Annotated in this window: 15 protein-coding genes; 3 read left to right on the forward strand and 12 right to left on the reverse strand. The window is 47.6% G+C overall.

Annotated elements, in window-relative coordinates; translation table 11 throughout:
* Window positions 1–124: 124 nt before the first annotated feature.
* The 3 genes from DWX62_RS15055 to DWX62_RS15065 all read right to left on the reverse strand — a co-directional run bounded on the left by DWX62_RS15055 (window position 125) and on the right by DWX62_RS15065 (window position 5,741).
* Window positions 125–2,161, reverse strand: coding sequence for a M13 family metallopeptidase (locus DWX62_RS15055; RefSeq protein ID WP_057256654.1), 2,037 nt, complete (start codon window positions 2,159–2,161; stop codon window positions 125–127).
* A gap of 20 nt (window positions 2,162–2,181) precedes the next feature.
* A complete protein-coding gene (gene abc-f / locus DWX62_RS15060) occupies window positions 2,182–4,143 on the reverse strand; it encodes a ribosomal protection-like ABC-F family protein (RefSeq protein ID WP_008665967.1) in 1,962 nt (653 codons plus the stop codon).
* A gap of 104 nt (window positions 4,144–4,247) precedes the next feature.
* Window positions 4,248–5,741: an ATP-binding protein gene (locus tag DWX62_RS15065; RefSeq protein WP_005828554.1), complete on the reverse strand. Its 1,494-nt coding sequence runs from the start codon at window positions 5,739–5,741 to the stop codon at window positions 4,248–4,250.
* A gap of 220 nt (window positions 5,742–5,961) precedes the next feature.
* On the opposite strand from DWX62_RS15065, the gene DWX62_RS15070 reads away from it, so the two are divergent.
* On the forward strand, window positions 5,962–6,810 hold the full coding sequence (locus tag DWX62_RS15070; RefSeq protein ID WP_005828555.1) for a helix-turn-helix domain-containing protein: 849 nt from the start codon (window positions 5,962–5,964) through the stop codon (window positions 6,808–6,810).
* Between the two features lie 74 nt (window positions 6,811–6,884).
* Here DWX62_RS15070 and DWX62_RS15075 read toward each other — a convergent pair whose 3' ends face one another.
* The 9 genes from DWX62_RS15075 to DWX62_RS15120 form a co-directional block, all read right to left on the reverse strand.
* Window positions 6,885–7,661, reverse strand: coding sequence for a class I SAM-dependent methyltransferase (locus DWX62_RS15075; protein ID WP_165859025.1), 777 nt, complete (start codon window positions 7,659–7,661; stop codon window positions 6,885–6,887).
* Between the two features lie 235 nt (window positions 7,662–7,896).
* Window positions 7,897–8,229: a DUF3795 domain-containing protein gene (locus DWX62_RS15080; RefSeq protein ID WP_117681364.1), complete on the reverse strand. Its 333-nt coding sequence runs from the start codon at window positions 8,227–8,229 to the stop codon at window positions 7,897–7,899.
* A 458-nt stretch (window positions 8,230–8,687) separates the two neighbouring features.
* A complete protein-coding gene (locus tag DWX62_RS15090) occupies window positions 8,688–9,599 on the reverse strand; it encodes a nucleotidyltransferase (protein ID WP_005834919.1) in 912 nt (303 codons plus the stop codon).
* 125 nt (window positions 9,600–9,724) lie between these two features.
* Window positions 9,725–12,079 (reverse strand): BamA/TamA family outer membrane protein, encoded by a 2,355-nt coding sequence (locus DWX62_RS15095; protein WP_118937094.1) that lies wholly within the window; start codon window positions 12,077–12,079, stop codon window positions 9,725–9,727.
* 9 nt (window positions 12,080–12,088) lie between these two features.
* Window positions 12,089–16,639, reverse strand: coding sequence for a translocation/assembly module TamB domain-containing protein (locus DWX62_RS15100; protein ID WP_117589688.1), 4,551 nt, complete (start codon window positions 16,637–16,639; stop codon window positions 12,089–12,091).
* A 107-nt stretch (window positions 16,640–16,746) separates the two neighbouring features.
* Entirely contained in the window at window positions 16,747–19,041 is a 2,295-nt protein-coding gene (locus DWX62_RS15105; protein ID WP_120172979.1) for a hybrid sensor histidine kinase/response regulator, read from the reverse strand.
* A 4-nt stretch (window positions 19,042–19,045) separates the two neighbouring features.
* A complete protein-coding gene (locus tag DWX62_RS15110; RefSeq protein ID WP_120172980.1) occupies window positions 19,046–20,389 on the reverse strand; it encodes an MATE family efflux transporter in 1,344 nt (447 codons plus the stop codon).
* A 1-nt stretch (window position 20,390) separates the two neighbouring features.
* Complete coding sequence (locus tag DWX62_RS15115) at window positions 20,391–21,629, reverse strand: pitrilysin family protein (RefSeq protein WP_119993544.1); 1,239 nt, start codon at window positions 21,627–21,629, stop codon at window positions 20,391–20,393.
* Between the two features lie 24 nt (window positions 21,630–21,653).
* Window positions 21,654–22,493 (reverse strand): peptidylprolyl isomerase, encoded by an 840-nt coding sequence (locus DWX62_RS15120; RefSeq protein WP_117966295.1) that lies wholly within the window; start codon window positions 22,491–22,493, stop codon window positions 21,654–21,656.
* A gap of 93 nt (window positions 22,494–22,586) precedes the next feature.
* On the opposite strand from DWX62_RS15120, the gene DWX62_RS15125 reads away from it, so the two are divergent.
* Together DWX62_RS15125 and DWX62_RS15130 are read left to right on the forward strand one after the other, a co-directional pair.
* Window positions 22,587–24,014, forward strand: a complete 1,428-nt coding sequence (locus DWX62_RS15125) for a sigma-54 dependent transcriptional regulator (RefSeq protein WP_120172981.1) — start codon at window positions 22,587–22,589, stop codon at window positions 24,012–24,014.
* A 222-nt stretch (window positions 24,015–24,236) separates the two neighbouring features.
* The gene (locus DWX62_RS15130; RefSeq protein WP_005828596.1) at window positions 24,237–24,419 is read left to right on the forward strand and encodes a hypothetical protein; all 183 of its coding nucleotides are present in this window, start codon (window positions 24,237–24,239) and stop codon (window positions 24,417–24,419) included.
* Window positions 24,420–24,477: the final 58 nt, after the last annotated feature.

Below are 24,477 nucleotides of genomic sequence, written 5' to 3' on the forward strand. Positions count from 1 at the left end.
GATGCGCAAAGTTACAAATTTTGTTTATTCATACATACATTCATACACAATAAATTAGGTATAATTAAAAAAGGCGGCATCTGTTTCCAGTCTGCCGCCTTTTTTTAAGGGTTATTTTGTTGGTTTACCAAATAGATACACGTTTTTCTACCGGCAAGAACATCGGGTCTTTTTCTGTCACGTTGAATGCCTCATACCAAGCACCGATTTGCGGCAATGCACCGTTTACGCGCCATTCGCCCAATGAGTGCACATCACTCTTCGTGCGGTTCAACACTTCTTCGGGACGGATATCATTGGCCCATACACCTGCGTATGCCAGGAAGAAACGTTGTTCGGGAGTAAGACCATCCAGCACCGGCAGCGAATTGGCAGCCGTAGCTTTCTTGAATGCCTGATAAGAAACCTGCAGACCACCGTGGTCGGCAATATTCTCACCCAATGTCATGCGTCCGTTGGCATATACGCCCGGAGCAACCTCGATGCTATCGAAGAAGTTCACCATCACCTGAGCACGCTCGTCAAAGTTCTTGGCATCTTCAGCAGTCCACCAGTCTTTCAGGTTACCGTCCTTGTCGTACTGGCGACCCTGGTCGTCGAATCCGTGAGTCATCTCATGACCGATTACCACACCGATGGCACCATAGTTGAAGGCATCATCCGCATTCATATCGAAGAAAGGATATTGCAGGATACCGGCGGGGAAACAGATTTCGTTCGTAGTCGGGTTATAGTAAGCGTTGACGGTCTGCGGAGTCATCAGCCATTCGTCCTTATCCACCGGCTTGCCGGCCTTGGCTATCATTTCGGCATGGCTCCACTCGTTGGCACGTTCCATGTTTGCCCAGTAAGAGTCGTTTTTGATTTCCAGTGTGGAGTAGTCTTTCCAAGTGTCGGGATAACCAATCTTCACATGGAAGGTAGCCAGTTTCTCCAGAGCTTTCACCTTAGTGGAATCACCCATCCAAGCAAGATTCTGGATACGTTCGCCCAGGCTTTCCTGCAAGTTCTTCACCAAAGTCACCATACGCTCCTTGGCAGCAGCAGGGAAATATTTCTCCACATACATCTGACCTACAGCTTCGCCCAGCGCGCTGCTTACAGTGCTTACCGCTCTCTTCCAGCGGGGCTGCATCTCTTGTGTACCGCTCATGGTGCGGCTGTAGAAGTCGAAGTTCTGTTCTGCCATAGCATCGTTCAGCAAGCTTGCGGCAGAATCAATCAATTTCCATTGCAGATAAAGGCTCTGCTGTTCAATGGGCAGCGTATCCAGAATATCGGCAGCAGCTTTCAGTGAAGCGGGCTGGCCTACGATGATTTCCTTCACATCCTTCAAGCCCATGGCAGACAAATAAGCATCCCAATCGAAAGTAGGATAATTCTTCTTCAACTCTTCCATGCTCATCTTGTTATAATTGGCATGCGGGTCACGCAACTCCGTACGAGAGCGGAAAGCCTTGGCAAGACGTGTTTCCACATCCATCACCACCTCCATACCTTTCTTGGCAGTAGCCTCGTCGAAACCAGCCAACTGATACATCTTCTGTACATGTGTACGGAAAGCATCACGAATTTTGGCAGTAGCCTCATCATTCTCCAGATAGTATTCACGTTCGCCCATGCTCAGCCCGGTCTGATAGGTCTGTACAGCATTCATGCTACTGTTCATTTCGTCAGCGCCAACATACAGCACGTTGTAGGCGATGATACCCTTCTTCTGCATATCGCCCAGCAAGGCATAAAGCTCCTTCTTGTCCTTCAAAGCAGCCAGCTGGTCGAGTTCAGCCTTGATGGGGGCTACACCGTCCTTGTTCAGCTTCACGCTGTCCATTACGATTTTGTACAAGTCACCGATTTTTTGTGCCACGCTGCCGGCTTCGTGCTGGGTGGCGGCAAGCTCTTCAATCAGTCCTTGAATCTGCTTGCGGTTGTTTTCTGCAAGGATAGTAAAAGAACCGTACTGTGAGTATTCAGCAGGAATCGGATTGTTCTTCATCCAACCGCCACATGCGTATTGGTAAAAGTCAGTTCCGGGTAGAGCCGTTGTGTCAAGATTGGCGAGCTGGATGCCTGCTGTAAGTTCAGCCTGCTGCTTGCCGGTGTTGCAGGAAGCCGTCATCAGACAGAATGCTGCAATGGGTAACAAATGATTTGCTTTCATAAACATATAAAATATAATAGTTAGTGATTCTCCAACTCTACAGTAGCCGCGTCCCACTCTTCCATCACGCGGTCAAGCTGCTCTTTCAGTTTTTGGTGCTGCTCATAAAGCGACATGTCCGAAGCACCTTCCGGTGTGGCCATCCTGGCCTCAAGAATGGCAATGGCAGCCTCCGTCTGCTCTATCTCCGCTTCACAATCGGCAACGCGACGTTCCAGTTTCTTGAGCTTCTTATTAAGCTCCTTCTGCTCCTCATAAGAGAGTTTGGCTGCCGAGGGTTGAACCGGTTCTGCACCAACATTTCCCGATGCCGCCTTACCGGCAGTGGGCGAAGCAGAAAGTGAAGGGGATTTCTGTAACTCATTCAGGCTCTCTATCTGCTTCTTTTGCAGGAAATCATAAATTCCTCCCAGATGTTCCTTCACCAGTCCGCCACCAAACTCGTACACTTTAGTCGCAAGTCCGTCCAGAAAATCACGGTCATGGCTGACTATTATCACCGTTCCGTCAAAATCGCGGATAGCCTCCTTCAACACATCTTTGGAACGCATGTCAAGATGATTCGTAGGTTCGTCGAGAATCAGGAAATTCACCGGCTCCAACAGCAGTTTTATCATGGCAAGCCGGGTACGCTCTCCACCGCTGAGCACCTTCACCTTTTTATCCGAAGCCTCACCGCCGAACATGAAAGCACCTAGAATATCACGGATTTTGAGGCGGATATCCCCTACGGCCACGCGGTCAATCGTATCGAATACAGTCAGGCTCTCATCCAAAAGCTGTGCCTGGTTCTGGGCAAAATATCCAATCTGCACATTATGTCCCAGTGTAAGCTTACCGGTATAATCCGTAATCTCACCCATAATACACTTTACAAGCGTAGACTTACCTTCGCCGTTCTTACCGACAAAAGCAACCTTCTCTCCTCGGTTGATAGTCAAATTTACATCGTGGAAAACAACGTGCCCACCGTAGGATTTCTCCATATCCTCGCAGATAACGGGATAATTACCGCTACGGCTACTGCAAACAAACTTCAGGCGCAAAGAGGAGTTGTCTTCCTCATCCACTTCGATGCGCTCTATCTTTTCGAGCTGCTTGATGCGGCTCTGCACTTGCACAGCCTTGGTAGCTTTGTACCGGAAACGTTCGATGAAATCTTCCGTATCTTGTATCTGCTTCTGCTGATTCTCGTAAGCACGTAGTTGCTGCTCCCGGCGCTCCTTGCGAAGCACCACAAACTCATCGTATTTCACTTTATAGTCGTAAATGCGTCCACAAGTTATTTCGATGGTACGCGTAGTGACATTGTTCAAAAAGGCGCGGTCGTGGCTGACAAGCACCACCGCATTGGCACGGGTGGAAAGGAAGTTCTCCAACCACTGGATACTCTCGATGTCAAGGTGGTTGGTAGGCTCGTCGAGCAGCAACACATCCGGACGGCGAAGCAACAGCTTGGCAAGCTCTATACGCATACGCCAACCACCGGAAAACTCGCTTGTAGAGCGGTCAAAGTCCTCGCGGCTGAAGCCCAGCCCTTGGAGCGTGCGCTCTATTTCGGCACGGTAGTTGGTGCCGCCCATCATCAGAAAACGTTCGTTTTCGTGAGTGAAGCGGTCAATCAGTTTCTGGTAATCCTCGCTGTCGTAATCGGTACGTTCGGCAAGTTGCCGATTCATGCGTTCGATGCCCGCCTGCATCTCAAAAATATGCTCGAAGGCAAGTTCAGCCTCCTGCATTACGGTGCGCTTGTCACTGAGTATCATCACTTGGGGCAAATACCCGATAGTACATTCGCGGGGAACGGCAACAATGCCGGCAGTGGGCTGCTGAATGCCAGCCAATATCTTGAGCATGGTGGACTTACCGGCACCATTCTTGCCGACAAGAGCTATACGGTCTTTCTTATTGATAACATAAGAGACGTCTTCGAACAGAGGAGTGGCATTAAATTCTACCTTCAGTCCTTCTACAGATATCATAGTGTCAATGAATTTATCGTTCAAGACTGCAAAGGTAGCGATTTTCAACGTTATACAATATCATACGCTCACATAATTACATCAAATATCCAAGAAAGAGAACACTACTCCCGCATTTCCTGCGGAAGGACAATTGCAAAGCGGCTCCCCTTGCCAAGAGTTGAAGCCACTTCTATTTTTCCATGAAACCTTTCAACGATAGTCCTGCAAATGGCCAATCCCAATCCCGTGCCCTGCACAAAAGCATCTCCCTTATAGAAACGTTCAAAAATGTGCGCCAGAACTTCTTCCGACATGCCAGTTCCCGTATCTTCCACAAAGACTTCCAATGTAGCAAAGTCCTTCAGCCTATACCCTATGGTTATGCGTCCTTCAGCAGTGAACTTCACCGCATTATTGATAAGATTGTTGACAACTTGCCCCAAACGCGTAGGATCTGTATAGATAACTGCCGCCCGGTCCGGAAGGTCTAGCAGTAGCTCCACTCCTTTCCGAAGATTCATCTTCTGCGCACTGTAAATGCTTTCCAATATGCCATTTAAAGAAACCTTCTCAAAATGGAATTCCATCGTGTTCGATTCTATCTTGGACAAATCCAGAATATCTGAAATCAACACCATTAACAACTGGCTGTTCTTTTCAATCAAAGACGTAAATTCCATAATCTCCTGCCGCGACAAGTCGGCATCCCCACAAGCCAGTAGTGTAGAGAAGCCCACAATGGCATTTAGTGGCGTACGTATCTCGTGGCTCATATTAGCAAGAAATACGCTCTTCAACTCATCGCTACGTTGCGCTTTCTGCAAAGCCTCGTTCAATTTATTCTCCGTATCCTTGTATTTCTGCGTACTCATGCAAATACCGATGATACGGAACGGCAAATCCGTCAATTGCCCCACATAGGTAGATTGCGCCTCAAACCACTCCCACTTGCCGTCTCCCCTCCGTAGACGGTATTCCACTGGGCGTTCGTACAAATTACCATGCAACTGTAAAGCCAAAGCATCAAACACTCCCTTCCGGTCGTCCGGATGAATCAGAAATGCGAATTCCTCAGGCGTCAGCGTATAGTCACGCGTAGGAATCCCCAAATATTCAAAATAACGCGGTTCTATAATCATCAGATTATGTTCCATGTCGAAAGACCATTGAAATATCTGGGTGCGGCTCAGCGCAATATTCAGCAAATGCTTCTGTGTCCGTTCTTCCAACACATTCCTGAAATAGAGTACAATCCTCACCAATTGTCCATCTTCATGAATTCCCACCATAGCACCTTGTATCAGAAAACTGATACCACTCTTCAATTCACGTATAAAGCAATTGATATCTAAGGGAATAATCCGCACATCCCTCTCCCGAAGTTGCAGCAAAAGGTCTTCTAACACATTCTTTTTATCACATACCACTTCCAATAAGTCAGTGATACGCCGCCCTATCACATACTCATTCAAATGGAGTTCATTCATCACCTGCTGATTCAGACGCCAGATACAATCTTCCAAATCAATCATAATAATGCTGACGGGCCATGAGTTGAACAACTGCTCGGAGATGGCATTTATTATACGTACTTCTTGAGGAACATTCGGATTCATCAGAATTGTTTTATCATACAAGGAGCAAAGTTCGGGCTAAAATGCTTATGCCACAAACAAACCCTTATAAATCAATATTCCGTTTTAGCATGTATATATTCTATTATTCACAACTTTACCTTATTTAACAGAGACAAATTGAGCGTAATATTGATTTTAACTGTTATCTCTGTCATTTATACATTATTATCCCCCATTTTTGTGTCTTAAAATCTCCAACATGAATATATCCGAATTCAATATAAATGCCGAGTTCATTGCCTGCAATCATATCACAACCAATGAACTGAATCCGCTAGTGGAAAAGCCATACCACACCAAGGCCAGTATCTTCGCTCTATGCACCAAAGGAGTTCTGAAAACCATCATAAACCATACTCAATTCAGGGTTGAAGCTAACACCCTCCTAGTTATTCCTCCCGAGACCTTCGTACAATTGCTACACACGTCAGACGATGCTGAAATATATGTCGTCATATTTTCCCAACAACTTATCCAGAGTTCAGGGGCCGGCAAGGTCATGATGGATAAGTTTCACATTATAGGCAAACACTATATTTTTCCTCTATCGAAAACGGACTTCCAGCTTTATGCCGAGTTCATGACCTATTTGTCACACCTCTACCAAAGAACAGAAAGCCCCTCAAGTCTAGTTTCATTGCAAACTCTACTGACCTATCTGTTACAAGGTATATCCGAACTCTGTCCGGAACGCCCTAGAATAAAAGAGACTCCGGGCAGCAGGCATTTCAACCAATACCGCATTTTTATCCGATTGGTACACACAGACTATGTCCGGGAGCATCAAGTGTCCTATTATGCATTGAAAATGAATATGAGACCGGCAGCTCTTTGCCGCCTTGTCAAAAAGGAATCAGGACATACAGCCATGGAAATCATCAACAATACTATCATCATGGATGCCAAAGCACAACTTTGTACCGCCAACACTCCGATAAAGGATATAGCCGTGAGTCTAGGTTTTAATAATGCGGCCTTCTTCAACAAATTCTTTAAACGTCATACGGGAATACCTCCTCAGAAGTTCCGCACATCCTCAAAACAATAAAATCCACTCAAAACACAAAATGCGGATATTCTGCCATGAGAATACCCGCATTCCTCAATAAGAGAAGTCTGCCATCAATCTACCTTCTTAGCAATAAAAAACACATAACCGTAGAATTCCTTATATTTGCCGTATAGTTCATCCTCAATCATTTGGAGTGAGCTGAACTCTTCGGCAATTTTATTACCGGCATATTTCTTACGGAAAATCTCCTGAGCCGCAACCTTTGAAGCAAAGTAATGCTCTGTCCAGCAATTCTCCGGCAGAATGAATGTAGCAACGGGGAGATAACCCGCCTTGTACAACTTGGCTACCTGATTGGGAAGTGTATCCATTTCAGAATAGGCGTCCATCCAGAAGTCATTGATTTCCGCAGGACGTTCGTCCGTAAACCATGAACTCTCGGATACGGCAATATACCCTCCCGGTTTCAGATATTTACGCCACTCCTTCAAGCCACGTTCAAAGCCGATGTTATAGATAGCACCTTCACACCAAATCATATCCAGCTCCTCCTCACCGAAAGGGAGGGCATCCATTGAACCGACAATTCCTTTTACTCTGTCCTGCAAGCCCAACTGCCTTGCATTACGGTTGAAGATGTCAATAAAGCCGGGGAAAAGGTCAATTCCGGTAATCTGTCCCGGAACATGGCCAGCCAATACCATTGTCTGACCACCTGTTCCACAACCGATATCGGCAATAAGGGATTCATCGGTAAGACCGTCTACAAAGCTCAATGCCTTCAACGTCACTTCAGGACTGCCAGGGCCTTGCCGTTCCATATTGGAGAAAAAGTCACAGATTAAATTAAGTTCGAAATCGTGGATAGTTTTATTTTCGTTACTCATTTTCTTACTATATTTTGCATATACGGAAAGTATCACAATACCTTCAGCATAATATGCGGATTAAACTTGAATTATAACAATAAAAAAACACTCTCGAAAGAAGTTATCCGAGAGTAAACGAAGGGGGGACAATCTGTGCAGGGAACACAGATTGTTTACAAAACCAAATCCGATTTAAATGTCTTTGTCATACTGCAAAGATACGCAATATTTTATTTAATCAAAGATTTTACGGTTAATAAAGATTTTCCCTTGCACCGAGTGCATGCTGAAGAACGGCACCTACCACCTGGCAAGTATCCAGTTCCTTACAGTCACCGCAAGTATTGAAACCTTTTTCGTACACACATTTGCGGATAGCACAATAATCGCTGCAATAGGCAAACTTCACCCCGTCTGCACGGCACCCCATACAATGGATGGTTTCCGCCGTAATTTCCGGCGTATTGTTCAGCACACTCCACTCTTTGGCGGTTTTCTCTCTCAGCTCATCGTCATTATTGACAGTGGCTATACGGGCGGCGCAATTTTCGCAATCCAACCCGCAACATGCAATTAATTGTTTCATCACTTGGTTATAACGGTTTATGTTTGAGGATATAATATCCTTTTTCCCACACATTGATTCAGTAAGCCCAAAGCTCATTCCATACCTTGACACAGACATTCATTTACCGACAGTCCTCAACGCTTTCTTAACGATACACTTGGTCTCTTTCGTTTCACTTTCCCTTTCTCAACGCCTGCAAAGCTTCCTTACAAATCCGGATTGCGTCTTACTTGCATCATTTAACCAATTCCCTACGCTGTTCCGGACATACTTGGAGTAATCTGATTTCAAAGGTTCCAATATCGGTAAACCCAATGCAGGATTCTGTTTCAACATTTCAATATGCTTGTACCAGACACCTCGTGGACAGAAAACAGAAGAACAAATATAGCTCTGGCAAACGCCTTCCCCATATTTGTCCTTTTGTTCTTTTGCCCAATAAATTAATGCGAATCAGGTTATCCTTCCGTCTTACTTTAGAACAGCTTCGCAGGATACTCGCCCGCATCCACCAAAGCCTGAATCTTGTCGACTACACTCTGACGGTCTTCGGGATAAGTCACACCGAACCACTTGCTGGTTGTATCAAGCACTTCGCAGGTAGCAGTGCCATCGTTAATCAGCTTATCCACCATCAGCGGGATGAAGAATTCGCTTTTCAGGTTCTCCATATTCTTCGGGTCGCTCAAGAAACTCTTGAAAAACTCTGCACTGTAAGCAAAATAATCGGGAGTGAAACCCCAGAAGTTCATGCTGACCGGAGTCGTCTCGGGAGTGGCAGTCCATTCACCGTTATCGTCGATGTACTTCACCTCACCGTCCATGCGCTGAATCTTGGTACGTTCCACTACGGAAGTCAGCAGGTTGTTCGCATCCGTTCCACACAATCCACGGGATACGGTACCGCTCTCGCTCAACGTATTGCCGATGCGGAAGCCTACCATGGAATATACGTTTTTGGAGCCTTCGGGAAGGGCTGCAAGGAATTTGCCCATTACCTGGAAGGAGTCACGACCGTAGAAATCGTCGCAATTGATAACAGCAAACGGTTCCTTTATTACATCGGCACCCATCATTACAGCATGGTTGGTTCCCCAAGGTTTGGTACGGCCTTCGGGGCAGGTGAAGCCTTCAGGAAGGTCATCTATGGACTGGAATACCAGTTCGCAGGGAATATGGCCTTCGTATTTGGAAATAATCTTGTCGCGGAAGTCCTGTTCAAAATCTTTACGGATTACGAAAACGAGCTTGCCAAAACCGGCATTGATGGCATCGTAAATAGAATAATCCATGATAGTTTCGCCATTCGGTCCCAATCCGTCCAATTGTTTCAAGCCACCATAACGGCTGCCCATACCGGCTGCCAATAAGAATAAAGTTGGTTTCATATTAGTTATTATTTAAAAAGGTTAGTGTATCACAGTTGATAACGGTTGCAAATGTACAAAAATTTATGGCTGACAGAAGGGAGTTTTAGTTCATTCTTTACCACTATCCGTTCAAAAACGTACATTTAGAACGGATAACCGATGGCAAAATGCAGTGCCATACTATCCTTGAACTTAGGAATATTGTAATATCCCGACTTTCCGGTATCATACGGGTCGTGAAGCCCGATACCCAAATCCAGACGGAAAACAAGGAAGTCCAGGTCATAGCGTAAGCCGAATCCCGTACCCAAAGCAATCTGTTTCGGGAAATTCTTCAAGGTGAACTCACCGTTCGGGCGATTTTCGTCCTTACGCATCAGCCATACATTGCCGGCATCCAGAAACACCGCTCCATGCAAGTCGGCAATCATACGGAAGCGATACTCGATATTGGCTTCTATGCGAATATCACCCACGTGGTTGATATAGGTATATTTCCTATCCGTCTCGGGAGGATAGCCGCCCGGACCTATACTGCGTGCAGAAAAGGCGCGCACACTGTTGGCACCGCCGATATAGAACTGTTCCGTATAAGGTGCAGTCGTAGCGTTGCCATACGACCATATCACCCCTCCGGCAATACGCGAGGCTATCATCTGGTTCTTGTCTATCCGGTAATGGTACCTGAATTCCGAGTTCAGCTTCAAGAACTGTGCAAAAGGTACCCCGAAAAGCTTCTTTCCTTCCTCACTGAACGGCTTGCCGAAAATACGGTAGACGGCAGAAGTCAGGTTACCGGCCGACGCAACGGTGGTCTGCCACCAGATGGGGTTACGCTTGCCGCGCACGGAAGCGTTGTCATAAGTATAGGTGTACTCCATGGCAGGAATGAACTGGTCGCGCAAACTAATGTAGAGTGCCGGATTCTCGGCACGCAACGTATCGAAAGCGGCAGTAGGATTGCGCAGTACATTGAATGTCAACCGGAAAGGAGTTATACTGTGCCTGGAAGTCGATTTGGGCTGGAAGTCATAAGTGACATTACCGCCAAAAGCCAACAGCTTATAATACTTGGCACGGTTCATCTGGTCGGCATATAAACGGAAAGTCGTTGTAGCCGGGAAGTCATACTCACGGTCGCCCATCCTAGGAAACACCACGCGCGGAAAGATAAGCGAAGTGGAGATACCCAGTTCATAACTGTTCATCAAGGAAGAACTTGCCTTGCCCGTCTGCCATTCGTACGAACCGTTCAACTTCACATTCCAGCTTTCACCGCCACCGAAGACATTGTTCTTCGTCACCGTAAAAGCGGCACCCGGTCCCGTCTGGTTATTGCTCTTCATGGTGACATTAAAATCCAACTCCGCATCGTAGGGTTTATCGAGCGCGGCAATGACCCTCACATCCAATGTATCAGACACAAACGCCGTATCACGCGGTATATACTGCATCTCCGCATAACGGAAAATACCGACGCTTGCCAGACGCTCCTGAATACGGGTCTGACGGTACAAACTATACAAACTCTGCATAGAACGCTGGCGGGCAATACCTGCGCTGTCCTGTATCTGACGTTTCCGCCGATAACCTTGATAGTTCAACCAACGGTAAAGCATGTTGGGACGTACCGGAGGTTTGTTGTAGTAATGTATGGTCAAGCCTTTGTAATCCATGCTGTCATTGGGTTCCTGCCCCTGCTTTCCAAGAAGATAGACGGATTTACGCCCCACACGGAACTGCTTCTCGGCTACCTTTGGCATACCGGGAACGGGAATCAAGCGCATCTGGACATGCCCATTGGGAACTATCATGGTATCGGCCTGATAGGTCAGGTAGTCGGGACGGAAATAATAACAGCCCACATTACGCAGCAGGGTACTGATACGGGTACGCTCCCCATCCAAATCAGCCACATTGAATTGTTCTCCCGAACTGATAAGGGAACGTCGGCGTCCCAGCTCCATAATGCGAGTGGTACGCTCGCTGAAACCACGATAATATACCGTATCTATAAAGTAGGGGTTACGCATGTTCACCGTATATTGCAACTTTGCCTTCAGCGAGTCCTTCGGGTCGATAAATGTCTTGTAGCTGACGCTTCCGTTGAAATAGCCATAATCGCGCAGCAAGTTAACCGCCGCCTTCTGGCGTATATCGGGATTCACCGTAGACATAAGCACCGGAGTGGCGGCAAATTTATTGAATATCCACTTTCCGAATCCCTTCTCATACTTCTGGAAACCATTGTAAATCCACAGTCCGAAAGGAAAGGGATAGCGGATAGTAGAGCTTCCCAGCAACGAATTGTTCGGTGCCGTAGCAAGGGCGGCTTCCACCTCTTCCATAGCAATCTCACCAACAGACGTTTCACTGCGGTTCAATACAATCATCGGCTTTTGGCCGGTATAGAGTATCTCCCCCTCGGGCAAGTGCTTCGTGGTGGAGCAACCTGCCAGAAATATCAATCCTGCAATATATAATATCAGTCGTTTCATATCACATTCCTACTTTTTCATATCGCTGTTTTCAGCCTCCGGTTTTATCTTTTTCTTCCTGAAGATGAAGAGTTCACTCAATCGGTCCATCTTCCGGCGCAGCACAAGGCCGACACCCGTTTCGGTTATCTCACCGTCGAGTATGCTTTCGTAGTTTTTATTATGGAATACACGGACATATCGAGTACCCGACGCATCAAGACGGTATTCCAGCGATATATTGTCAATGAATGATTCCGCATCGTTCGTGGCATTGGCCCCGGTGGACACTTTTCCACCGATGACTATCTGTACGCGGTCGTTGAAGAAACGCTGGGAATAACGAAAACTGAAGTCTTTCTGCGTGTCACCCGTTTCAGCAGAGGTACGGTCTTCCACACCTACACTGATATTGGCACCTTTTATACCTCCCGCCAAGGAGTTTATCTGGCTCTGAAGCACTGAGTTCAAGGCAGCTCCCATTGACAAACCTCCTCCTTTGGCACCACTGTTCAAGTAAATACCCGTGGCAAGCATGGCAATGGCCTGCTTGCTACGCTCTTCTGCACCCATTGCCTGCAGCTCATTCTCTACTGCGGCATCTTCGGGCGCCGAAATATCGAATATCAAATCGGGAGCGTCAAGCCTGTTCTTGATGGAAATGGAAACATCGAAGTTCACCATGCGCGAACCGTCCCCGTCACCATCGGCCACAGAAGCACGCATACGTTCCGTAGCCTTCAGACTCAGCGTAGGATTCATAATATTCCCCCGCCAATCCACATAACTGCCGGGATTGAACTGGAACTCCTTCAACGGGATGATAGGCAGCGAATATTTCATGACGCCACCCGAAAGGGTATAGCGTCCGGTAAGGCTCATATCCCCTTGGGGAGTATACTGCATATTCAAATCACCGCCACCTTCCAGTTCGATGTATTTGCTGCGGTCGGGACTCAAGTCAGCACGAAGACGGACAGCATCGTCAATATGGACGGACATATACATTTCCAATCCTCCCAAAGACATGGCAGGAACCTCATCCGCTTTTACCGACGTCGTATCGGTGAACGAGGTAAAGGTAACCAGCCCGCTGAGACGGTCTTCCACCGTTAAAGGGGAATCGGTCAACACGTAGGTTACGTTGGTATTGCCCAGCAAATTCATGTTTCCACGCATCGTGAGCCCGTCAAGCGGCCCCTTCACCGTGGCATGCAAGTCGACGAACACCTTTCCATACACCAGACTTTCGCGAGTACGCGGTGCATCCAGCAACGTATAGTTCTCTGCCAGCAGATTGAGGTTGGCAGTAGGACGCTCCATATTCCGGAAATCAACCTTACCGTCAATCGTAAACGGATTCTTGCTGGTGGTATAAATGGCAAACTTATCAAATATCAACTGATTGTCCTTTATCTGTACCGGACGGTTGTCGAACCAGTAACGTGCTCCCGCCTGGCGTGCATAGACAGACACACTGTCCAAAACAATATCACCATGCATTTGAGGCTTGTCCAGCGAACCATAAATATAAAGCCCTCCATCAATATCTCCGGTAAAGGCCACCGTTTGGTCAGGGATGAATGCATTGGCCATCTTCAATGGAAAATGCTCGAAACGGGTGGACACTTCCAGGGTATCCTTTCCGTTCTTCTGCGTCAAGATACCGTCGGCGGTCATCACTTCTTCATTATCATATGTAAAATAGGTATTCAGATAGTGCGTATTCTTGTCGCCCGGCAACCAGGTAGCCCCCAGGCCGATGTCTCCAACCGGTTGGCGTTCGTAGGTCAGTTTCTCTACATTGGCTTCGGCGGACACCTGCAGGGAAGTGGCAGTCTGTATATAATTTGCTTCGGCGGAGAACAATCCCGTAAGCCGGGGCATATAAGGAAGTACCTCCGTAAGTTCATCCAAGCGCAATCGGCTCAGTTCTACGTTTATATTCTGCAAGGAAAGGGTATCATTCTTGTCGGATTGCATACGGAAACACAGACCATCGTCACTGTCCATATCAATATTGGCATAGACGCGCATATTCTTATGCAGATAAATCCAGTTACTATTGTCCGCAAAGTGGAATTTACGGAAAGCGATAATCGGCTCGGCAGGAATAAGGTTCAGCAGCACACCATTACCGCGACCGTGTCCTTCGGTCAACGGACGGGCATTAATACCGAATAGAACACCGGTCTGCCCTTTTCCATTCACATAATCCACAGTCAGTTCCGCATCTTCATTACGGACTTCACCCGTCAGTGTGCTACGGAACACAAATTGCGGGTTCTTGGGACCGTTTATGACACCACCTTGCAACTTCATGCGGGCAGTATCCTGCTTCACTGTAAAAAATATCGTATCGAGCTGCAAGGAGTCCATGCGCAATCCGTGAACAGCTGTACGTCCATTGATGCCGACTTGCGGAGTAAATCCGAAGCTCAGTTTGAAATCATTATAGGAAATACCCTTTGCAGCCAGGAAATAGCTGACGGGATTCTGGTTACCGGCTTCCAGATGCATGCCCGCTGAAGGAAGGACTTGGCGCAAAGCGGCATGGTCCAAACGCCGTTCATCAATCTGCTTTGTCAGGATAGAGACAAATTTATCCGACTGTTCCATCAACTTCTTCAACGTGCTGTGAGCGCGGAAACGCAGATTCAAGTCACCGGCATCAAGCCTCAACTTGAGAGAATCATGACGTGCCTCCGCTCCCATTGTAAAGGCAAACGGGTGTTTCAATGGTCGGGGCACCAAACCCAGCTTATGCAGATTCACCTCTTCCACATTTAAATCCAAAGCGCCATCCAGATAGCTGCGGTCAAGACGCATATCCGCATTTCCCTGCATCTTGAGAAGGACATTATCGCTGGCAAGACGGACGGTAGCAACGGATGACTTGAGTCCGGCATGCACATCTACACCGGAAATGTTCCAATGGCCATACTGTAGTTTTTCCAAGGAGGCATTCAAAGCGGCCACGGTTTTTCGTGATGCCACATCCACCCCTTGTCCCTTAACGGACATCTTTGCCGTAAGAGTATAGATAGAGTCCTTGGGCAGGAAGTGATGCACCTGTAAGTTGTTGATGGCAAGGTCGGCATGGTAGGCTTCCGTAGCAAGATTATAGGCGGCGTCCAAATTCAAGGCGCCTTCCTTCTCCTTCAGTTTCAGGGCGGCAGTGCACTGCGCCCCCTCCATACCGACACGTGCCGCAAGGTGCATACTGTCCGGCACAATGATGGAGCCATCGGGAGCAATGTCAGCTAGTCCGGTCAGGAAGTTCAAGTTCTGCGTATGCATTTCGAAGTCCATGCTTCCATTGCGTTTCACACTGTCGGTCAAGCTCCAGAATTCTCCTCCCCCACTCAACGAAAAGGCTCCGGGCAGCTCAGCCGTAAAACGGGAAATCTGCATCTGCTTCAGGTTTCCTTCCGTACCGGCATGAATCACCAACGGACGGAACGGATAGGCTTCCTTGAAAGCTTCCGGCAAGCCACCGGCAAAAAGCAGTACATCCTGTTTGCCGATACGGGCATTGAAACGGGCTGTCAGACGGCCGGTGGTAGGTATATTTATCAGTTCCCAGTAAGTCTGTGCCGTAAGGTTCATCTCACTATGAGGTGTCAGCAACTTCAAAGAAGGGATACGGATAACGGTAGAATCGGCAAACAACCGCCCGGTCAGGGAAGTTACACTCAAACCGGAACGCTCATACATGGAAAATTCCCGGATAACGGCATTTATATCTCTGCCGTAGTACATCACAGAATCAATGCCCATACGAATGTCGCGAAGAGCAATGTGCGAGGGGTCGAAGCCTATCGCACTCCCCGGGCCACCGGTATCATAATTGACAGAAGTTCCAGTCAGCAGGAATTTTCTCCAGCCATAGAACTGGTGTTTCAGGTCGGCAGCAGCGTCCGCAATCTCAGCATCTCCTATATGGGCTTTCAGCCCCATGGAGTCCAATGGCATCTGTAAATCGACCGAGACGTTCTTCAACTTCAGAGTATGGAGTGTGACTTTCCAGTTTAACGCAGTGTCAGTAGTGTCCTTGGGAGTCTCAGTGGTATCTGCAAGCATCACCTGCACATGGGTATCGCTCAATTCTATATTATTGAGGATGGCATCTTCTTTTGTAAGGTCTATGCCATGGCTTTCGAAAAAGAAATGCCCCAGTACTCCTTTGATGCACATACCTTCCATTAAATTGGAGGAGTTGACAGCAACTTGTTTCAAGGTAATGTCATCCACCTCCACTTTCCCTTTGAGCAAAGGCCATGCCTGTACCCGTACGTTCAAACTTCCAAGACTCAGCAAGGTATCGGGATGCTGCACATCAACAGCACTGTCGGCAGGCTGTACCACCAATACACCGCGGACCAACAAATTCAAAGGAAAGCGAAGGTCAATCCGCTCCACGGATATGTCCATACCCGTAGCATCTGATGCAATTGCCGTAGCCTGCTTCCGTATCAAATTCTGTACGGGAGGCACATAAAGCAATATCATCAATATTATAAACAGTATAATAGGAGTAAGCAACACCCACAGTGCTGTTCTCAACCATTTTCTTCTCATCGGAACGTCAATCTTTCATCGTATTTAAAAGTCTTACAAAGTAAACAATTTCTTTCGACATTTGGTTCCCGACAGAGAAAAATCACGTATTCTTCTCTGTTCCCCCATTACGGAAAAGCTGTTGCCTGAGTAATGACATCCTCTATCAAAACGAGGGCGGCAAGGGCGTGTTCTTTCAACTCTCCGGTAAAAGGCACTCCATGAGAAGTTTCCAACAGTTTCAGCAATGCAACCAGTTCCGCTGCTCCAATTAAAGTAAAGAGGGGAATCATTTTGTGGGAGACAGCAGCCATCTCGTCCACATCCTCATTCTCCACAGCCTTCTGCAAACGCTCCGCATTGAGGCGGGTTTCAGCCACAAAACTTTCCAGAATGGACTTTGCCGCCTCGGGGTCATCGACCGAAAAAGCAGTGAGCGAAGAGAATTTATACCCCGGGCAAGCCGAAGTTTCCGAAACTTCCGTAACCTCCATCCCTTTGTCCTCCATATTCAATTCATGTAGCAATTCACTGACGGTAAACGGCTTATGCAGGCATCCGGCAAATCCATGCACCGTAAATTCCTCACGCTGCATGTCACTGCGGGCAGTGACAGCAATCACCGGAACAGACTGTGCCTGCGGTATGTTCGAAGCACGAAGCAGTTTCAGTAAATCAAAACCATTAATAGCAGGCATCTGCACATCAGTAAGCAGAACATCAAAGGTTGCAGTGCGCAAGGCATCCAGCAGTTCATCCAGTTGTAAACAAGAGACAGAATTTATACCACTCTGCTGAAGCATGGCGGCAGTAAGGGTAAGCTGAATACGGTCATCATCGATAAGGAGGACATTCTTCAGTGAAGAATGAGGAACGGGGAATGAAGAATTGCCATTCGGCGTGGCAGCACATCCCGATTCTTCATCCTTCATTCTCCGTCCTTCACTCCTTACGGGATAGATAGGAATATATATGGTGAAAGTGCTTCCCTTGCCTGGCACACTGTCTACATCAATCGTGCCTTCAAGCAACTGTACCAGCATACGGACAATGGAAAGTCCGAGCCCAAACCCCTCTTTACCCTGAGCACCCGGTAAGCGGGTAAACTCCTGGAAGATACGTTCCCGGTCGGCAGGTTCCATACCTTTACCGGTATCAGCAATGGCAACTACCAGTCGACGGTCCTCGTAACGGGCAGTCATGGTAACACTGCCTTGGTCCGTAAACTTCACGGCATTGGACAGCAAATTGTTGATAATCTGGCGCAGACGCAAGGGGTCGCAAATATAGGTACCGCCCAGCTCCGGGGCAATGTCGCAATGAAGCGCCAGTCCTTTGGCAGCCGTAAGTGGTTCAAAACTGACGTGTATCTCTTCAAGCAGGCGGGAAGGATGAAAGGTGACCCGGTTGATTTCGGCCTTGTTCAAATCAAGACGATGGAAGTCGAGCAAATCAACGACCAGCTTCAGCAGATGTTCCGATGAGGTTTTCATATTGTCCAGATAGAACCGCTGACGCTCATCCACCGTCAGACGGGAAAGCAAGTCGGCATAGCCCATAATAGAACCGAGCGGGGCTTTGAAATCATGGGTAATGGCAAGCATCAGTTTTTCACGGACAGCGAGTAAATCCTCGGCACGACGACGGGCCTCTTCCAACTCACGACGGTAACGGTTGCTTCGGGTTATGTCGCGGCCGATGATAATAAGAAAAAAAGCGGAAAGCAACACCGCACCTACGGCAATACCACTGATAATCTTGGCCGAACGGCGTCGGACCGCCTGTTGATACTCGGCTTCCGTCCGTGCACGCAGCAGAGTTTCCGTCTCGTAATCTTTCAGCAAGCTGTCAATACGAGCGGTCAGCATATGGTCCAAGCGTTGCAGATAGCGTTTACGTCGCTGTATAACAGTGTTTACAGCTTTTTTCTGCTGGGCCACGGCACGCAGTTTCTCATGCAAAGAATCGGCCGGATTATAGGGTTCAATCACCGTATCCGTTGCAAATTCAAGGGAGGTCTTTACCTGGATAGCCGTATCTTTCTTTGGGGGGACAAACACTTCACCCAAACGACGGAAAAACCCCTTCTTCCGAGGGCGTGTCACGACGGTATCCCGATGTGTAATGATACGGTGCTGCACACGCTGCTGGGTCACTACCGAGTCCTGCTGGGCAATTATCTGCTCAATGTCACTGGTGGATACCATGCTGTCATTCGCCTCACTCAGCGTACGCAGCATTCTTATCGTATTGGTATCCTTCTCGCGTATCAAAGCTAGTACGCTGTCTGTCCATTGTACATCGCGGTCATCGGTAAGAATAAGGTTCTCCATCTCCCGGTGTACGAAGAACAAGGAAAAAAACAATACCGCCAGCAACAAAGTGTAGCCTACGGCAATCTTTACTTTGGAGACACTGTTCATATTATCAAATCCTTTCCCTGGTCTGTCTACGGAATCTCAGCCACAGCATCACCCCTGCACTGGTCAGTCCAAACGGGAAAGCCATCCAGACCCCCGTCAGTCCCCAGCCGAAGATGAAACCGCAGAGGTACCCTACGGGCAAAGATATAACAAAATAGGATATAAATGCAATAATCATCATCGGTTTCACATCCGAGATACCACGCAGGGCATTGGCAAAATTAATCTGCAATCCGTCACCGAACTGGTAAATCAGGAACGGAAAGAAGAGAGCGGCTACCATACCGGACACTTCCATATTATCTGTAAACCATCCTCCGACCTGACCGCGAAGTGCAAAGACAATACTCAACAGCACCACTTCCATGCATAAGATGACGTGAAGGCCAGCATACGCCGAACGGCGCACATTTTGCCCGTCGCCCTGCCCCTTAAAGTTACTGACACGCACAGCAACTGCAGCACCCATGCCATAATACATCATGAAGGTGAACTGAGAGATAGTGAGCATTATCTGATGTGATGCCAGAGCAAGTGTCCCCAGCCACCCCACCATGACAACACTGAGGCTGAAGGAAGCGGTCTCCATTCCCATCTGCATACCGACAGGCCAGCCCAAAGCATTGAGTTTCCTGAACATCGGTGTCGACCATCCCAGCCTCATAAATCCGAGTCTATAACGGATAAAACGGCGACTACGAAGCACAATCACCGCAAAGACCACGACCATCACAATGCGAGAGAACAAGGTACTTACACCCGCACCAAGCAATCCCATCTCCGGGAAACCCAATTTTCCATTGATCAGAATATAGTTTCCTACGATGTTAAGCGCATTCCCTCCAAGCAGAATCCACATGGTCGTCTTGGTGTCGGTGATGCCATCCGTAAACTGTTTAAAGCCGTTGAACAACATGACAAAAACCAGTGAAGCAAGCAGCACTAGATAATAAGGCTTAATCAGAGGCAGTAATTCTTCGGGCTGTCCCAGCCGCTCCACATTGAAATAGAGAACAGCCATGACAAGAGTCAGCAACAAAGCCACCAGCACATTGGCAACCAGGCTACACCGCAACGCCTGCCCTGCCTCGGCAAAGCGGCGGTTACCGTAGAAGCCCCCTACAACCGGTGTCAGCCCGTAGCTGAAGCCCGTACTGAAAATAATGCAAAGAGTAAACAGATTGTTTACGAAAGAAGCGGCACCCAGTTCCTCCGTGCTGTGATGCCCAATCATCAGCGTATCGGCAAAACCAAGCACAATGACTCCCAACTGCCCCACCACAATGGGTAGCCCCAGGAGAAGCAATGCTTTATAGTGCTGCTTATACGTATCAAATAATTTTTTCATACTAAAGGTTTTCTTTTTGGTAATAAAGCACAATCCCGTTTTCATCGCGGAAGGTCTGTTGGGCGACCCTATGAAGCTGTTCTGCCGTCACAGAGCGGTAATTGTCCACTTCACGGTCTATGTCTTCTGCCTGTCCGGTCAGTTCAAACCAGGCAAGATTCGTGGCAACATTCAGATAATTGATGTTGCCGAATATCTGTGTAGACTCAAACTTGTTCTTTACTTTCTCCAATTCTTGTTCTCCAACAAACCCGGATTTCAACTCTTCCAACTCTTTCCGGACAGCAGCCTCGGCTTGTTCCAAAGATACGCCTGCAGATGGTTTTCCACTGATATGCAGCAGGCCGGCATCCCGTGTACCGGAGATATAGGCATCGAGACTGGAAAAGAACTTCTGCTCCTGCACTAGCCTGCGGGTCAAGCGACTGGAACGTCCATTGCTCAGAATATCCGACAGAATATCGAAGGCATAATAATCGGCATCCTCACGGCTGCACATGTGATAAGCCATGAACAAAGCATCCAGAGGAACATTCCGTTCCACCGTCTGCCGGCGTTCCGCCGTCTGTACAACTTCTTGCGGTAATTGTCTTACAGGCACATTCCTACGGGGAATAGGAGCAAACCATTTTTCAGTCAGCCTAATCGTTTCTTCCCACGAAATATTTCCGGTAACGGCCAGAACTGCATTATTAGGTGCATAAAAACGGAAAAAGAATTCCTTTACCTCATCCAGCGTGGCATTGGCAATGTGAGAGAGGTCTTTCCCGATAGTAGGCCAGCGATAAGGATGCGTTTGATAAGCCAAAGGACGAAGCAGATGCCCCACATCACCATACGGCTGGTTCAGACAACGTTGCTTGAACTCCTCCATCACCACTGCACGCTGCACCTCAAGACTTTGCTCACTGAATGCCAGTTCCAGCATACGGTCGGACTCCAGCCAGAAGCCGATTTCCACATTCGATTTTGGAACCGTCAGATAGTAATTGGTAATATCATTATTGGTCCATGCATTATTCTCCCCACCTGCCAGTTGCAAAGGAGCGTCATAATCAGGAATATGCACCGAACCTCCAAACATCAGATGCTCAAACAAATGGGCAAAGCCCGTATGCTCGGGATGCTCGTCACGGGCACCTACGTCATAAACAATATTCAAGGCAACCATCTGCGTGCTGGTATCTTCATTGTGCACCAACCGCAGACCGTTGTCAAATATCTTTTTGTTTATCTTCATAAAATAGAATGACAGAATCTATCATCAATCTATCACTGTCACTTTTTTAATAACCACATCCTCTTCAGGACGGTCGTTACGATCAGTCTTGACCTTCTGTATTTTATCAACTATATCCATACCTTCCAGCACTTCACCGAATACGGTATATGCACCGTCCAAATGCGGAGTACCACCCATGGTAGTATAAGCCTTCACCTGCTCGGGAGTAAACTTGAACTCCGGTTCCTTGGCAACCTGAGCCTCTGCCTGCGCAATCAAAGAATCTTGCAAATCCATCAGACCGTCCTGGTCATTATTCTTACGCATCTTGTAGATTTCCTTCATGTGTTTCTGCGCCAATGCATTGAAAGCATTGTTCAGGCGCATCTGATTCATCTGCTGTTCCATCCCCAGCAAGGTAGAGTCATTATACACTTTTCCAGTCACAATGTAGAACTGGCAGCCGGATGATGCCTTGTCGGGATTCACCTCATCACCCTGGCGTGCAGCCGACAAAGCACCTTTTTTGTGAAAATACTTCGGATAAACAAATTCGGCAGGAACAGTATAACCTACGTCGCCTGCCCCCAGCATCTTGCCTTTTGGAGCCTTTTTCGATTCCGGGTCACCTGCTTGTATCATAAAGTCCTTGATGACACGGTGGAACAGCGTACCTTCATACGTGCCGTCTTTCACCAGCTTAATAAAGTTATCACGATGTTTCGGGGTTTCATTATACAGTTTCACGGTGATGTCACCCGCACTTGTTTCAATCTTCAGCTTCGTTTCTTTTTCCATATTTTCCTCTTTCTTTTGTCCCGGCTTGCAAGCAGTCAAACCGCAAACCAGTATAGTTAATAATACAATTAGATTCCTTTTCATTTTGTTTTTTATTTAATTTAAGTTTGCAAATATACTAAAATCAGACAAAAGCACTTACCTTTGCCTACATAAAAGAGATAAAAGGCAAAAGCAATGACATCCATATTAATTGTAGAAGATGATATTACTTACGGCATGATGCTAAAAACATGGCTCGGCAAAAAAGGTTTCCAAGTAACCTCCACCAGCAGCATTGCCCGTGCTCAAAAACATATTGAGTCGGAAACCGTGGACTTGATTTTGTCTGACCTACGCCTGCCCGACAAGGATGGCATTGACTTATTGAAATGGCTGGGCGAACACGGCCTGCAAATACCGCTTATCATCATGACGGGATACGCTGACATACAGTCGGCCGTCCAAGCCATGAAACTGGGAGCCTGCGATTACATTGCCAAGCCTGTGAATCCGGACGAATTACTGAAAAAAATAGGCGAAGCCTTGAATGCATCATCCTCCGCTTTGAAACAGATGATGCATCCGTCCCGAACAGATGACGCGTTTACCCCAAACAGACCATCCGTCTCGCCCAAACAGACGATGCATTCCGACAAGATGAAAAATCAGTCTCAGAAGAGTGCAGAAGGCTCATTGTCTTCCTCCGACTTCCTCGAAGGAGAGAGCGACGCAGCCAAACAACTCTACAATTATGTGAAACTGGTTTCACCTACCAATATGTCCGTACTCATCAATGGTGCCAGCGGAACGGGCAAAGAATACGTAGCCCACCGCATCCACCAGCTCAGCAAGCGTGCCGACCGGCCGTTTGTAGCCATCGATTGCGGTTCTATTCCCAAAGAATTGGCCGCTTCGGAGTTCTTCGGGCACATAAAGGGTGCCTTTACCGGCGCACTGACCGACAAAACGGGCGCTTTCGTCGAAGCCAACGGCGGTACCATCTTCCTGGATGAGATAGGCAATCTGAGCTATGAAGTGCAAATACAGTTGCTGCGTGCTTTGCAAGAGCGCAAGATACGTCCGGTAGGTTCAAACAAAGAGATAAGCGTGGATGTACGTCTGGTATCCGCCACCAACGAAAATCTGGAGCAAGCCATCGAAAAAGGGGCGTTCCGTGAAGATTTATATCACCGTATCAATGAATTCACCCTACGTATGCCGCAACTCAAAGACCGCCGTGAAGACATCCTGCTCTTTGCCAATTTCTTTCTGGACCAGGCCAACCGCGAAATGGACAAGCAACTGACCGGCTTTGATGACAAGGCATCCCGCGCCCTATTGGAATATCCCTGGCCCGGCAATCTACGCCAAATGAAGAATATGGTACGCCGTGCAACCTTGCTGGCACAAGGCAAATTCATTACTATCAACGAACTGAATGAACTGAAAGGACCCGCACCGGGCATCATCGGTATCCCTCTCCGCAATGAGGAGGCAGAGAAGCATCAAATCATCGAAGCCTTGCGGCAGACGGGAAACAACAAGAGCCGCGCTGCACAACTGTTGGGCATTGACCGCAAAACGCTGTACAACAAGTTGAAGCTTTATAACATATCCGACTAAAGGGTGTGGAATTATTCCACACTCCCCTCCACACATTCCACACTTTTCCACACTATGCCACACTTTGCACAGAAACATATATCACTAACTATCAGAACATTATCCAACACACATTCTTTCTGGCACACCATTTGACCTATATTAGACGTAAGCAACAAGCGCTACAACAAGCAAGCACTTAGACTTAACAATAAGATATACCAACCTAAAAGCAAATGAATTATGAAAAAATTAGTATTAGTAGCAGCCCTGTTTATGTTTGTTTGTGGCGGAACGTTCTTGGCTCAAGCTAAGGCTCCGGTAGAACAGCCGAGTAAGACAACAACCTTGTCTAACGACACTGTGGTAACGGATACTTTGCAGAAAGCCGAGAACGTCCAAGACACAGCAAAAGTGGCCCAATAACAGTAAGCACACTACAACAAAAAAGCCGTTTCCTCCTTGTCTATTCTGGGAAACGGCT

Source organism: Bacteroides sp. AF20-13LB (genome assembly GCF_003603065.1).
In the GTDB taxonomy this organism is placed as follows: Bacteria; Bacteroidota; Bacteroidia; order Bacteroidales; family Bacteroidaceae; genus Bacteroides; species Bacteroides uniformis.